The 11,978-nt window shown below is 58.3% G+C and carries 15 protein-coding genes; 1 reads left to right on the top strand and 14 read right to left on the bottom strand.

All coding sequences use genetic code 11. From position 1 onward, the window contains the following. Nucleotides 1–353: 353 nt before the first annotated feature. From rpoZ to JUF21_RS08805, 3 genes are all read right to left on the bottom strand, one after another. Nucleotides 354–599: a DNA-directed RNA polymerase subunit omega gene (gene rpoZ, locus JUF21_RS08815; protein WP_203624369.1), complete on the bottom strand. Its 246-nt coding sequence runs from the start codon at nucleotides 597–599 to the stop codon at nucleotides 354–356. A 271-nt stretch (nucleotides 600–870) separates the two neighbouring features. Continuing rightward, complete coding sequence (gene gmk / locus JUF21_RS08810) at nucleotides 871–1,479, bottom strand: guanylate kinase (RefSeq protein WP_203664038.1); 609 nt, start codon at nucleotides 1,477–1,479, stop codon at nucleotides 871–873. A gap of 58 nt (nucleotides 1,480–1,537) precedes the next feature. Next, complete coding sequence (locus JUF21_RS08805; RefSeq protein WP_203664036.1) at nucleotides 1,538–2,233, bottom strand: patatin-like phospholipase family protein; 696 nt, start codon at nucleotides 2,231–2,233, stop codon at nucleotides 1,538–1,540. Between the two features lie 109 nt (nucleotides 2,234–2,342). On the opposite strand from JUF21_RS08805, the gene JUF21_RS08800 reads away from it, so the two are divergent. Continuing rightward, complete coding sequence (locus tag JUF21_RS08800; protein WP_239061383.1) at nucleotides 2,343–2,642, top strand: hypothetical protein; 300 nt, start codon at nucleotides 2,343–2,345, stop codon at nucleotides 2,640–2,642. 55 nt (nucleotides 2,643–2,697) lie between these two features. On the opposite strand, the gene recN is transcribed toward JUF21_RS08800, so the two are convergent. The 11 genes from recN to JUF21_RS08745 all read right to left on the bottom strand — a co-directional run bounded on the left by recN (nucleotide 2,698) and on the right by JUF21_RS08745 (nucleotide 11,738). Beyond that, a complete protein-coding gene (recN, locus tag JUF21_RS08795; RefSeq protein ID WP_203624373.1) occupies nucleotides 2,698–4,389 on the bottom strand; it encodes a DNA repair protein RecN in 1,692 nt (563 codons plus the stop codon). Nucleotides 4,390–4,393: 4 nt separating this feature from the next. Further along, nucleotides 4,394–4,843, bottom strand: coding sequence for an arginine repressor (locus JUF21_RS08790; protein ID WP_125756305.1), 450 nt, complete (start codon nucleotides 4,841–4,843; stop codon nucleotides 4,394–4,396). A 71-nt stretch (nucleotides 4,844–4,914) separates the two neighbouring features. Beyond that, nucleotides 4,915–5,745 (bottom strand): TlyA family RNA methyltransferase, encoded by an 831-nt coding sequence (locus JUF21_RS08785; protein ID WP_203624374.1) that lies wholly within the window; start codon nucleotides 5,743–5,745, stop codon nucleotides 4,915–4,917. After that, nucleotides 5,742–6,608, bottom strand: a complete 867-nt coding sequence (locus JUF21_RS08780) for a polyprenyl synthetase family protein (protein WP_203624375.1) — start codon at nucleotides 6,606–6,608, stop codon at nucleotides 5,742–5,744. The genes JUF21_RS08785 and JUF21_RS08780 overlap by 4 nt, the downstream gene beginning before the upstream one ends. Then, a complete protein-coding gene (locus tag JUF21_RS08775) occupies nucleotides 6,601–6,843 on the bottom strand; it encodes an exodeoxyribonuclease VII small subunit (protein ID WP_203624376.1) in 243 nt (80 codons plus the stop codon). Before JUF21_RS08775 ends, JUF21_RS08780 begins: the two co-directional genes overlap by 8 nt. Next, nucleotides 6,836–8,185, bottom strand: coding sequence for an exodeoxyribonuclease VII large subunit (gene xseA / locus JUF21_RS08770; protein WP_374706449.1), 1,350 nt, complete (start codon nucleotides 8,183–8,185; stop codon nucleotides 6,836–6,838). Before xseA ends, JUF21_RS08775 begins: the two co-directional genes overlap by 8 nt. Continuing rightward, entirely contained in the window at nucleotides 8,175–9,026 is an 852-nt protein-coding gene (gene folD, locus JUF21_RS08765) for a bifunctional methylenetetrahydrofolate dehydrogenase/methenyltetrahydrofolate cyclohydrolase FolD (protein ID WP_203624378.1), read from the bottom strand. Before folD ends, xseA begins: the two co-directional genes overlap by 11 nt. A gap of 145 nt (nucleotides 9,027–9,171) precedes the next feature. Next, nucleotides 9,172–9,567, bottom strand: coding sequence for a transcription antitermination factor NusB (gene nusB, locus JUF21_RS08760; protein WP_203624379.1), 396 nt, complete (start codon nucleotides 9,565–9,567; stop codon nucleotides 9,172–9,174). Next, the gene (locus JUF21_RS08755) at nucleotides 9,567–10,010 is read right to left on the bottom strand and encodes an Asp23/Gls24 family envelope stress response protein (protein ID WP_203664027.1); all 444 of its coding nucleotides are present in this window, start codon (nucleotides 10,008–10,010) and stop codon (nucleotides 9,567–9,569) included. The genes nusB and JUF21_RS08755 overlap by 1 nt, the downstream gene beginning before the upstream one ends. A 17-nt stretch (nucleotides 10,011–10,027) precedes the next feature. After that, nucleotides 10,028–10,585, bottom strand: coding sequence for an elongation factor P (gene efp, locus JUF21_RS08750; protein WP_125756321.1), 558 nt, complete (start codon nucleotides 10,583–10,585; stop codon nucleotides 10,028–10,030). 79 nt (nucleotides 10,586–10,664) lie between these two features. Continuing rightward, nucleotides 10,665–11,738, bottom strand: a complete 1,074-nt coding sequence (locus JUF21_RS08745) for a Xaa-Pro peptidase family protein (protein ID WP_203624380.1) — start codon at nucleotides 11,736–11,738, stop codon at nucleotides 10,665–10,667. Nucleotides 11,739–11,978 lie beyond the last annotated feature (240 nt).

Genomic DNA, 11,978 nt, shown 5'->3' with positions numbered 1-11,978 from the left:
GACTCCACCCGCACAGCGGGTGGTTTTGAGCCTCGCGCGTCTCCGCGCGAGCCCGGCTAAAGCCTCTATAAAAAAAAGTCACGCGGCTGACGTTGCCGCATGACTGCCCCCGTGTCCCCAGACACGAAGTGAGGTTTTGGTTGCTCAAGCTTCTACAATTAGCGCTTTGTGCTTAGGCATTAAGCCAGGAAAAAACAAACACTCCCTAAACATGTTCGAAGGAGCGGCCCTATCAACCCATAAATTTGATTATAATCCTAACGGAAATAAATGGCTGAGTAAATCGCTCAGCCCCACGATTTTTTCCAAAATAAAAGCGGCAAAACCCTGTCAGGTTCTTCCGCACCAGTCACTTACTCTTCTTTGTGGTCCAGCTTTTCGGCGTCGCGTTCCTTCATCTTCGACTCCGGGTCGATGATGACGTCGCCGGCTGCAATTTCCTCAAGCGCCTGGCCGACCTTTTTCAAGGACTTGTAATTCGGCAGCATCTTGATGCCGCCTTGCTCCAATTCGTGGGCCCGCTTGGCGGCCAGAACTGCCAGCGAATAACGGGATGGAATCTTGTCGAGCAACGTATCAATCGATGGGTAAATAATCATGTTTGTCTTCTCCTTAATTACGTCAGGGATGAATCTGGGAATTTTGGCGGGTGCGTCGTAAACGTGCTTCGCCAGCTATGCACTGTCTGCTAAACGTGCTCCGCTGGCCAACGCCCGAACGCTTAGCTGCTCCGCATGCACCATAAACGTACTCCGCTGGCCAACGCCCGAGCGCTTAGCTACGCTGCCAGCCTCGCCGCCAAAACCAGCGGCAATGCTGGCAGCTAGGCTAATCGTCGGGCTAAAACCGGCCAGCTCCGCACTTTCCTCTCTACTGTACCATATTCCGGTACTTATCGATAACGCGTGGGACGCGCAAATGCTCGCTTTCGATGATGCGCTCGATGCGCTTGCAGGCCTTCGGGACCTCGTCGTTGACCACCGCGTAGTCGTAGTTTTCCATCATTTTGACTTCTTCAGCAGCCTGTTTGACCCGCTTGTTGATGACGTCGGCGGAATCGGTGCCGCGCCCGATCAAGCGGTGCTTCAGCTCCATCAGATCCGGCGGGGTGAGAAAAATGAACACGCCATCTGGGCACTTTTCGCGGACTTGCATCGCGCCTTTGACCTCGATTTCAAGCAGCACATCGCGGCCGCTGTCCAAGGTTTTATTCACATACTTTAACGGGGTGCCGTAGTAGTTGTCGACGTATTTCGCGTACTCGAGCATTTGGCCGGCCGCGATCTCGGCCTCAAATTGTTCCTTCGTGCGAAAATAATAATCGACCCCGTCTTGTTCGCCAGGCCGCGGTTTTCTGGTCGTCATCGAGACCGAGTACTGAAAATCGCGGAAATCATCAGCGAGCATGGCCTGCCGAACCGTCCCCTTGCCGACCCCACTTGGTCCCGACAAAACGATCAGCATTCCCCGTTCATGCATGATTTAACCTCTTTCATCATTAGTGTTAAAAACATTATGCAGTTTGCCCTGTGAAATATCAAGCCCGACTGGCGGTCAAAGCCTTAAATTCAGGCGTTTTCATCATTTGCTGCGCCATTTGCCAGCCGGCCTGCATCAGACGCGGCCGGGGCTTTTGCCGAAAATCCAAAATGTGCGGGGCCCACTTGGGGACATCCAGGTGCAGCCGAGTCGCGACTTTCGGCTTGGGGCCGAGCCCGCCGGCGCCGATGCTGATGATATGCGTCGCGCCCAGATCATGCGCCACGTCGACGGGCAGGTCATTGACCATGCCGCCATCGACGTAATGCGTGTCTGCGATGTTCACCTTGGGATAAACGCGCGGGATCGCCGAGCTGGCAAGCAGCCACTGCAGCTGCGTTGCGGCGGGCTTGCCTGTGATGGTCACCACGTGCTGGCGCATTTTCGGCAGTGCCGCAGTCAAAATGAGCACCGGCCAAGGGTGAATAGTCGGCCGTGCCACCAGCTCGCGCAGCAGCGTCGCGTAAGGCACCTCGCCTTGCCGCCGAAAAAACATGTTCCGCGGGATTTTCGTCAGCCACCACTGCACCAGCTCCGCCGGGGGCAGCTTGGTCGTCCCCAGCGCGTTGATCGCGCCAATCGACGTCCCCAGCACAAAGTCGGGCACGAGCCCGCCGGCCCCAAGCGCGGCCAAAGCCCCCGCCTGAAACGCCCCGCGCGCGCCGCCGCCACCAAGCACTAAGCCTACTGTCATGATCATTACCCCTTTCCGCGAAAAAGTTTTTTGCCAAACCAGTTGACAAGCCGAACGATTGTTTGCATAATGAAGTCATCAAATAGAACGAGTGTTCGGAGGCGCCATTATGGAAAATAAAACGAGTGCACTGCAGTCTGTTTCTCACCAGTTAATCAAATCAACGCGCGAGTTCTTCGCGCTGACAGAGCCAGCCGTAGTGATGCCGGCGGCCCAAGTCAGTCAGTTTGCAGACCAGGCGTTCTCCCGGCACTACCGCGTCGCCTTGAACTTTGAAGGCGAAGAAGACGCGCTGGTCGGCCACCTCACCCGCCGGCTCAGCAATGATCGGTATCTACTTCAAGCATACCGCAGTAACCTCTACCGTGTCGTCGATCTCGCCCAGGTGACTTACCTGCAGCGGGCCTGACCCAAGCAGCAGCGCCGCCATCAGCATTGATGGCGGCGCTTTTTTTGTTCTGTGATTACTTTGCCTTCGCAGCATCTGCCAGTTTAAGCATCTCTGAGGCGTGTGCCACCGAGAGCTTGGTGACCTGCTCGCCGGCCAGCATCCGCGCGATTTCCTGCACCCGGCCAGCGTGGTCAAGCTTGGTGACGCTGGTCGTGGTGCGGCCCTTCGCGACCTGCTTTTGAATCAGAAATTCGTGGTCGGACATTGCGGCGACTTGCGGCAGGTGGCTGATGCACAGCACCTGCGAGTGCCGGGCGATGGCCGAGATCTTATTGGCGATGGCCTGCGCAACGCGGCCGGAGACGCCGGTGTCGACTTCATCGAAAATGATCGAGGTGACGCCATCAGTCTCGGCAAAAATGGTCTTCAGCGCCAGCATGATCCGCGACAGCTCCCCGCCACTGGCAATTTTCGCCAGCGGCTTGGCGGCTTCACCGGGGTTGGTTTGAATGTAGAACTCCACATTGTCAATGCCATCCGGCCGCAAGGTGTCCGCCGGCAACTTGCTGAAGCGCACCGAGAAGACCGTTTTTTCCATGTACAGGGCTTTGAGCTGCCCGTGAATGGCATCGATCAGCTTCGTGGCCGCGTGCTTGCGGGCCGTGCGCAGCTGCGCCCCCAGTTTAAGCAGCGCCTGATGCTCGGTCGCCACGCGCTTTTCCAAGCCCTCTTCGTCCGCGTCGTTCGCAGTCATCGAGGCCAGTTCATCCGCGGCCTTTTCCCCATAGGCAATAACCGCTTTCAGGTCGGCGCCGTACTTGCGTTCCAGCTGGGAAATGAGCTCCAGGCGCTTTTCGACCTCGTCCAGCCTGCCGTCATCGTACTCAAGGGTGTCCACCTGCCGCGACAAATCGCCTTGCACATCCTGCAGCCCGTAGTAAACCGACTGAATCGAATCCGCCAGCTTGGCGTAGGCCGGGTCGAGGTCGGCGATGCTTTGCAGGTTGCCCATGATCTCCCCGATTTGATCCAGCGGACTGACTTCCGATTCCGTCAGCAGCTCGTAGCTTTGCTTCAAGGCGTCAGAAATCTTTTGAAAATTGGCCAACCGGTCGCGCTCGGCGATCAGCTCATCTTCTTCGGTCGGTTTGAGCTCGGCGCTTTGAATCTCGTTGACCTGAAATTTCAACATGTCCAGGCGCTGAGCCCACTCCCGCTCATTTTGATGCTTCTTGGTGAGCGCCGCCTGATCCTTTTGATAGGTCGCGTACTGCGTTTGATAGTCGGCCAGCAAGTCTCCCACCGAAGCGCCGGCAAACTGATCCAGCAGCCCCAGGTGGGTATCTGGATGGACCAGCTGCTGGTGCTCGTTCTGGCCGTGAATGTCGACCAGCGTCTCGCCAATTGCGCGCAGCGTGGCCGTGTTGACCAGCTCACCGTTGACGCGGCATAAGTTGCGCCCAGAGGCGTAAAGTTCGCGCTGCAGCAGCACCATGCCATCGTCTGGCGCCAGGCCAAACTGCGCCATCACCTCTGGGGTCTTCGGGTTGGCCGTCGCGTCAAATAAGCCTTGCAGCGTGGCCTTATTGGCGCCGGTGCGCACAAAATCAGCCGAGCCGCGGCTGCCTGCCAGCAGGCCCACCGCGTCGATGATGATCGACTTGCCGGCCCCGGTTTCGCCGGTCAAAGTCGTCATGCCGGCCTCAAAGCTCAGCTCAAGGTCTTCGATAATGGCAAAGTCATGAATCACTAATTCTTGTAGCATCCGCTCACACCATTTCGTCCAGCATCCGCAGCACCTGATTGGCTTCTTCCGCCCCACGGCAGACTAACAGGATCGAGGCATCCCCAGCCACCGTGGCAAAAATGCGCTGATCGTCCAGGTGCTCAATCAAATTACCAACGGCCGGGGCCGTGCCGGGTGACATCACCAGGTACACAAACTGATCCATCACGTCCCCGCGCAGGTACGCGGCCTGCAAGGTGCGCCGCAGCTTATCTTGCGGAGCCAGCTGGCGCTCCGGCGGCAGCGAATAGCGGTAATGGCCATTGACCATTGGCACCTTGACCAGCTGCATCTCCTTGATGTCCCGCGAAATCGTCGCTTGCGTCACGGTGATGCCGCGCGCGGCCAGCGCAGCGACAAAATCTCCCTGCCGCTCGATCGGCGTGCTTTCTACAAGCGCTCTGATCTGCGCCTGACGCTCATTTTTTTGCATCTGCTCACCTGCTTTCACCGTTAATTATACAACAGCTTGCATAAAATCTAAAACAAGTGAATAGATATTCACTAAGCCTTCGGGTGGCCTGGCTTAAGCTCGGCGTATGCGGCAGCTAAAGTGTTGTCCACATCAACGTCTGGCGCTTTAGTGCCCGGAACGGTCGAATTTTGCAGGTGGATCAAAAACTCGATGTTGCCTTCGCCGCCAGTGATCGGGGAAAAGTCCAGCCCCAGCACGTTGTAGCCGGCGCTCAGTGAAAAGTCGACAATCGTTTGAAGCACGGCCTTGTGAACCGCCGGATCGCGGATGATGCCTTTTTTGCCGACGTGCTCCCGACCCGCCTCAAACTGGGGCTTGATCAGCGCGACGGCGTGGCCGCCTGGCTGCAAAATCGCGTGCAGCGGCGGCAGGATCAGCTTCAACGAGATGAAGGACACATCGGTCATCGCAAACTCGACCGGGCCGCGCGTGAAGTCCTCGGGCTTGCTGTAACGGAAGTTGGTTTGTTCCATCACCACGACCCGGGGGTCTTCCCGAATTTTCCAGGCCAGCTGGTTGGTGCCGACGTCCAAGGCGTACCCGAGCTTGGCGCCATTTTGCAGGGCCACGTCAGTAAAGCCGCCAGTGGACGAGCCGATGTCGAGCACCGTCTTGCCTTTGAGATCAATGTCGAAGACCTTGAGCGCCTTGGCCAGCTTCAGGCCGCCGCGGCTGACGTAAGGCATCTTCTTGCCTTTCACGTGCAGCACCGAATCGCCGGCGATTTTCACCCCCGGCTTGTCCAGTCGCTCGTTATTTTGATCATAGACTTCCCCCGCCATGACGGCGCGTTTAGCCTGCTCACGTGACTCAAACAGCCCTTGCTCGACCAGCAGGACATCGACTCGTTCTTTACTCATTGCTTCTCCGTTTCAAAGTAATCCAGCAGGGCTAACAGTTGCGGCGCCGGCACACTCAACTGGCTCGCCGCGCGCTTGGCTTTGGCGACCTCGTCACCTAACGCCTTGCGGGCACCGGCCAGCCCGACCAGACTGGGATAGGTGGCCTTGCCTTCCGCCACGTCCTTGTTAGGCGTTTTGCCCAGCTGGGCCGCGGTTTCCGTGACGTCATTGATGTCGTCTTGAATCTGAAAAGCGCGGCCAAACGCGGTGGCAAACGCATGCACCTGAGCCGCATCGTCGGCGCTGGCCTGGGCCAACACGGCGCCCATGTCAGCCGCGGCAGCCAGCAGCGCCCCGGTTTTCTCCGCCTGCAGCTGCTGCAAAGTGCTCAGGTCGATTTGGTGCCCCTGCGCATCCATGTCCATCACCTGACCGCCGACCATGCCGTTCGGGCCGACCGCACGGGCAAACAGCTGCACCAGGCGGACGATCGTCTCAGGCCTCACGTTGGTTTGCGCCAGCAGGTCAAACGCGGCACTTTGCAGCGCATCCCCGGCAAGAATCGCCGTGGCTTCATCGAACTGCTTGTGACTGGTTTTCTTGCCGCGGCGCAGGTCATCGTTGTCCATGGCCGGCAGGTCGTCGTGAATCAAGGAGTACGTGTGAAGCAGCTCCAGTGCGGCCGCCGCGGGTAACGCCTGCTGCCCGTCGCCGCCAAACGTCGTCACCACCGCCAAGAGCAGCAGTGGCCGCAGCCGTTTGCCGCCGGCATCCACCGAGTACGCCATGGCGGCCTCAAGGTGCGGATTTTTCACCGTGGCCAAGTATTGATCCAGCGTCTGCTGAACCGGTTGCCGCCACGCCGCCGTTTCCTCAAGCATTCTTGTCTGCTGCCTTTGGGTCAAACGCTTCAACGGTCCCGTCGTCCTTGACCATCTGAGTAACTGTCTGCTCAGCGTTCTTGAGGGTCGCCTCCAGCTCACTGGAAAGCTTGATGCCGGCCTTGTACTGCTTCAGCGCTTCTTCGAGCGGGACTTGGCCCTGCTCCAGCTGATTAACGATGGTTTCCAGCTGCTGCAACTTTTCCTCAAATGTCGGTTCCTGTGATTCAGCCATTGGTTTGCTTCCTTTCTTCGACCACCACTGGTACGGTGCCGTCTTCAACGTGAATCAGCGCCTTGGCGCCGGGTTTGAAATCTTTGACCTTGGTCAGCGCTTTGCCGCGCGGCCCGGTGACATAGCTGTACCCGCGGCCCAGGATTTGGTCCGGTCCGAGGTGATCCAGCGCCTCATTGGCCAGCGCGAACGCCTGCCGCTTGCTTTGGACAATCGCCTGCGCGGCGCTTTGCAGACGCCGCCGGTCGTTAGCCACGGTTTGCCGCGTATTTTCAACGCGCACGGTCAGCTGGCGAGGGTTCAAACTCGTCCGGGCCAGCCGAACGCGCTGAGCAAGCGCCGTGACCTGTACCTGCGTCGCACTGGTCAGCCGGTTAGTCAGCTGATCGACCTGCTGCAGATACTGATCGTAAAGCCGTCCGGGTTGGGTCAAAACCACTGACTGCGCTGAGCGGTTCAGCCGCTCACGCGCCGCCTGAATCCGATTCTGCATCGCTTGCCGGATACGGAGCTGATCCTCCTGAATGCGAGTGAGGCCATCAGTCAGCTTGACCGGCGTCACCAGCTCAGCCGCGGCCGTCGGGGTCGCGGCGCGATGATCCGCCACAAAGTCTGTGATGGTGGTGTCGGTTTCGTGCCCGACCGAGCTGACGATCGGCATCGGCATGTCAGCCAAGGCGCGGGCGACACTTTCCTCGTTGAACGGCCACAGGTCTTCGATCGACCCGCCGCCGCGCCCGATGATCAGCGCGTCAAAGCCGCCCATCGCCTTCACCCGGCGCAGCTGTGTGACGATGGTCGGCGCGGCCTGGTCACCTTGAACTTGGGCCGGAAACAGAACAATCTGCAGGATCGGGTAGCGTCGGGCCACCGTGGTCATGATGTCTTGAATCACGGCGCCGCTGGGGCTGGTGATCACCGCAACGCGCCGCGGGAACTGCCGCAGCGGCCGCTGGTTCTTGGCGAACAGGCCTTCCGCCTCGAGCTTCTTTTTCAGCTGCTCGTATTGCAGGTAAAGTTCGCCGATGCCCTCAGGCGCCATTTGCTCAATGACGATTTGGTACTGACCGCTGGCCGGATACAGCGTCACGCGCCCGACCACCCGGACGGTGTCGCCTTCCTTGGGCTCAAACTTGAGCCGCGCAAACGCACTTTTGAACATCACAACGTTGATCTTGGCGTGCTCGTCCTTGAGCGAAAAATACTGATGGCCGGGCCGCTTGCGAAAATTCGTGATTTCGCCCGTCAAATAGACCTTGCTCAGGTACGGGTCAAGGTCGAATTTGCGGCGCAGGTATTCGGTCAGCAAACTGACCGTGAGATAATCGGGTTCAGCCATGATGATGCCTCTTTGCTAGTTCTACCGTCTGAATCATCAGCGCGGCGATGGTCATGGGACCCACGCCCCCGGGCACCGGCGTGATCGCCGATGCCACTTTGGCCACACTGTCAAAATCCACGTCGCCGACCAGCTTGCCAGCGGCATTGCGATCCATCCCCACGTCGATCACCACGGCGCCGGGTTTAACGGCTTCCGCAGTGACAAACTGCGCCCGGCCAATCGCGACGACCAGAATATCGGCTTCGCGGGTGACCGCAAATAAGTCCGGGGTCTTGCTGTGCGTGACCGTCACCGTCGCATCGGCGTTCAACAGCAGTGCCGCCATCGGCCGCCCGACAATGTTGGAGCGGCCAATGATCACGGCGCGCTTGCCGGCAACGGTGATGCCGTAATGCTTCAGCAGCGCCATGATGCCAAACGGCGTCGAGGCGACCACGCCCGGATTATTTTCCCACAACCGGCCGACGTTGTAGGCATGGAACCCGTCAACGTCCTTGTCCGGGTCGATTGCCGCGATCACCGCGTCCGGGTCGACCTGTTCAGGCAGCGGCAGCTGGACCAAAATCCCGTCGATGGTGGCATCGTGATTCAACTCGTCCACTACTGCAAGGACCTCAGCCTGGGTCGCCGTTTTCGGCAGGTTCCGCATGATCGAGTGAATGCCAAGCTGGTCGGCGCGGCGCTGCTTATTGCGCACGTAAATGGCGCTGGCCGGATCATCGCCGACGAGGACCACCGCCAGGCCCGGCACGATGCCACGGGCCTTCAGTGCCGTCACTTCAGTTTGCAGGTCAGCCATTAAAGCGTTAGATGTTTGTTTGCCGTCAAGAATCGTTGTCATGGTTGTTCCCCCTTGTGTATCGTGCCAGTGCTCGTCGAACTTCATTACATTCTACCTAGATTACGCAGGGGCCGTCCATGGTTCTCATCAGAATGACGCCTGATTACTAAAAAAGGCCACCGCGGTCGCGGCAGCCAGCGTTCATTCAGGCCTGCACAAAATGGCCCAAGATGCCGTTGATAAACTTGGCGTCTGTTTCGTCGCTGTAGGTTTTAGCGAGCTCTAGCGCCTCGTTCACCGCGACCTTGTCCGGGACGTCTGGGACCTGTTGAATCTCAAACAGCCCAAGGCGCAACAAAATGAGGTCCGTTTTGCTCAACCGCTGCAGGGTCCAACCCTTTTTTAACTTGGCGCTAATTTGCGCGTCCAGTTCGTCCTGGTGAGCAAGCACGCCGTCAACCAGCGTGGTGAGGTAAGCGGGCGCTTCTTCATCCTTGGGCAGAGCCTCTTCGTAAACCGCGCTGCGGTCGGCATCAGCGTTGCTCGCAATGGCAAACAGCGCCTTAAACGCTGCTGCTCGGGTATCATGTCTATCTAGCATTACTTGTCTTCCTCTGGATTGGCATCATCCGCGTCACCCGCGAATAAGTTGTCAGGATCGAGCTTCGGGGCCTTTTCCGGCACCACGCCGACCACGTGAACGTTGACCTCATCCAGCGTCAAATCGGTCATGTAAAGCAGCTGCTCGCGTAATGTCGACTGCATCGCCATCGCAACCTTCGGCACTGAAACGCCGTAGTCGAGATAGACATACACGTCGGCGGTCAACCGCTTGCCGTCCACGGTCAGGTCAACCCCTTTGCCGTGGTTGGCCCGGCCGAACCAGGAATTGATCGTGCTGGCCATCGTGCCGCGCATTTGATAGACGCCGTCCACCGAAACCGCCGCGATTCCCAGAATCACTTCAAGGACTTCCGGCACGATTTCGATCGTGCCTTGCGCATCAGTGCGATTTGCCAGAATGATATTCGAATCTTCAGCCATGAGCTGCCTCCTAAAAATTACGCGCGGGAGATGTATGTCCCATCTTGCGTGTTGATAGTCAAAACGTCGCCTTCATTGATAAAGAACGGCACCTGAACAACCAAGCCAGTTTCCAGCGTCGCCGGCTTCGAGCCGCCTGAACTGGTGTTGCCGCGGACGCCAGGCTCGGTGGCTGTGACGGTCAGATCAACGGTGTTCGGCACTTCAACGCCCAGCGTTTCGTTGCCGTGCATCATGATCTTGACTTCCATGTTTTCCTTCATGTACTTCAGCGCATCCGTCAGCTCTTCGGCGGGCAGTGTCAGCTGTTCGTACGTGGTGGTGTCCATGAAGACGTAAGAATCCCCGTCGGCATACAAGTACTGCATGGTTTTCGTATCGATCTGCGCCTTCTCGACTTTTTCGGTCGAACGGAAGGTCTTTTCTTGAACGGCACCGGTGCGCAGGTTCTTCAAAGTCGAGCGCACGAACGCGGAGCCCTTACCAGGCTTAACGTGCTGGAACTCGACGATGCGCCAGAGGTCACCATCGACTTCGATGGTCAGACCGTTTTTAAAATCGTTAACAGAAATCATGTAATTCCTCCACTTATCTTCTTTAGCTAACACTAACTATATCAATCGCCAAAAGCCCTTGCAAGGAAAAGGCGGCCGCTTACTTGCGGACCGGGACCACCAGCAGCTCGCTTGGCGCCGGCGTCGTCAGGTACTTGGCCCCGCTCTTGGTGATCAAGAGGTCGTCTTCGACCCGCACGCCGCCGAGGTCAGGAATATAGATGCCAGGCTCATCGGTTTCGACGTTGCCTTCTGCCTGCGGCGTGTTGGCGTATGGGCCCCAGGCCCCTGGGCCTTCATGAATCGACAGGCCGATGCCGTGCCCGGTGCCGTGGCCGAAGTACTGGCCATAACCCTTGTCTTCGATGTACTGGTGCGCAAAGCCGTTGATGGCCTTGCCCAAAACGCCTGGTGCCATCATAGCCGCGGTCGCCTTGTTGCAATCATAAACAATCTTGTAAACCGCTTTGAGCTTCTCGTCTGGCTCACCCACCGCAAAGGTCCGCGTGATGTCGGAGACATAGCCTTGGTAGATGCAGCCCCAGTCCAGGGTGATCACGTCGCCGTCTTCGATTTTTTTGTCGGTAGCGGCACCGTGCGGCATCGCGGCGCGCTTGCCGGAAGCCACAATCGTTTCAAATGACGTGCCACTGGCACCCAGCGAGCGCATGTAAAAGTCCAAGTCGGTGGCCACCTGCAGCTCGGTCATGCCAGGCTTGATGGTGTCCAGAACGTGCTGATAGCCGGCCTCAGCGATTTGAATCGCCTTTTCGATCAGCTTTAGCTCATCTTCGTCCTTGACCTCGCGCAGCGCAGGCACCACGTTGGTCGTCGCTTGCCAGGTCACATTGGCCGGCAGCTTCTGGAAGTCTGCGTAAGTCATCACGTCGGCTTCAAAACCCAATGTCTTCAAACCGTTGGCGTCGGCAATCACGCCCGCTTCGCCCAACAGGCCGTGCGAGTGAAGCACCAATTCCGCATTGTGGACCTCGACTTTGACCTGCTCAGTGAACCGCGAATCGGTAATAAACCAGGCGTAGTCCTGGGCGACCAGCAGTGCACTTTCGTTGCCGGTAAAACCGGTCAGGTACGTGACGTTGACCGGATCCGTAACCAGCAGTGCGTCAACTTTCAGTGCAGGCAGCTCGGCCTGCAGGTTTTGTAAACGGGACATGTGATGAACCTCCTTGGAAGAAATGAAGTGCGGGTGGGGACTTGTAATCGGGCTACGTGCGCCGTTTCTCGCACCTTGACTAATCGGGCTACGGGTTCGCAACGGGGAAGTGGGTAGCTACGCTCGAGGCCTCGCCGCCAAAGAACGGCGGCAATGCCTCGAGCTAGGCTACCCATTCCCCTAAGTGCGCGAACCCTTCGCACCTTGGGTATAAAAAAGCACCCCGTCACCGGAGCGCTC

Origin of the sequence: Lacticaseibacillus sp. 53-4 (genome assembly GCF_016861805.1) — a bacterium.
Lineage (GTDB): Bacteria > Bacillota > Bacilli > Lactobacillales > Lactobacillaceae > Lacticaseibacillus.
This window is presented reverse-complemented; position numbering and strand designations above follow the sequence as displayed.

Excerpts from the sequence above, each read along its gene's own strand:
- efp (WP_125756321.1), bottom strand. The coding sequence starts at position 10,585 with ATGATTTCTGTTAACGATTTTAAAAACGGTCTGACCATCGAAGTCGAT.
- JUF21_RS08790 (WP_125756305.1), bottom strand. The coding sequence starts at position 4,843 with ATGCAAAAAAATGAGCGTCAGGCGCAGATCAGAGCGCTTGTAGAAAGC.
- gmk (WP_203664038.1), bottom strand. The coding sequence starts at position 1,479 with ATGCATGAACGGGGAATGCTGATCGTTTTGTCGGGACCAAGTGGGGTC.
- JUF21_RS08800 (WP_239061383.1), top strand. The coding sequence starts at position 2,343 with ATGGAAAATAAAACGAGTGCACTGCAGTCTGTTTCTCACCAGTTAATC.
- rpoZ (WP_203624369.1), bottom strand. The coding sequence starts at position 599 with ATGATTATTTACCCATCGATTGATACGTTGCTCGACAAGATTCCATCC.
- recN (WP_203624373.1), bottom strand. The coding sequence starts at position 4,389 with ATGCTACAAGAATTAGTGATTCATGACTTTGCCATTATCGAAGACCTT.
- JUF21_RS08755 (WP_203664027.1), bottom strand. The coding sequence starts at position 10,010 with ATGGCTGAAGATTCGAATATCATTCTGGCAAATCGCACTGATGCGCAA.
- JUF21_RS08775 (WP_203624376.1), bottom strand. The coding sequence starts at position 6,843 with ATGGCTGAATCACAGGAACCGACATTTGAGGAAAAGTTGCAGCAGCTG.
- JUF21_RS08745 (WP_203624380.1), bottom strand. The coding sequence starts at position 11,738 with ATGTCCCGTTTACAAAACCTGCAGGCCGAGCTGCCTGCACTGAAAGTT.
- JUF21_RS08785 (WP_203624374.1), bottom strand. The coding sequence starts at position 5,745 with ATGAGTAAAGAACGAGTCGATGTCCTGCTGGTCGAGCAAGGGCTGTTT.
- folD (WP_203624378.1), bottom strand. The coding sequence starts at position 9,026 with ATGACAACGATTCTTGACGGCAAACAAACATCTAACGCTTTAATGGCT.
- JUF21_RS08805 (WP_203664036.1), bottom strand. The coding sequence starts at position 2,233 with ATGACAGTAGGCTTAGTGCTTGGTGGCGGCGGCGCGCGCGGGGCGTTT.
- JUF21_RS08780 (WP_203624375.1), bottom strand. The coding sequence starts at position 6,608 with ATGCTTGAGGAAACGGCGGCGTGGCGGCAACCGGTTCAGCAGACGCTG.
- nusB (WP_203624379.1), bottom strand. The coding sequence starts at position 9,567 with ATGCTAGATAGACATGATACCCGAGCAGCAGCGTTTAAGGCGCTGTTT.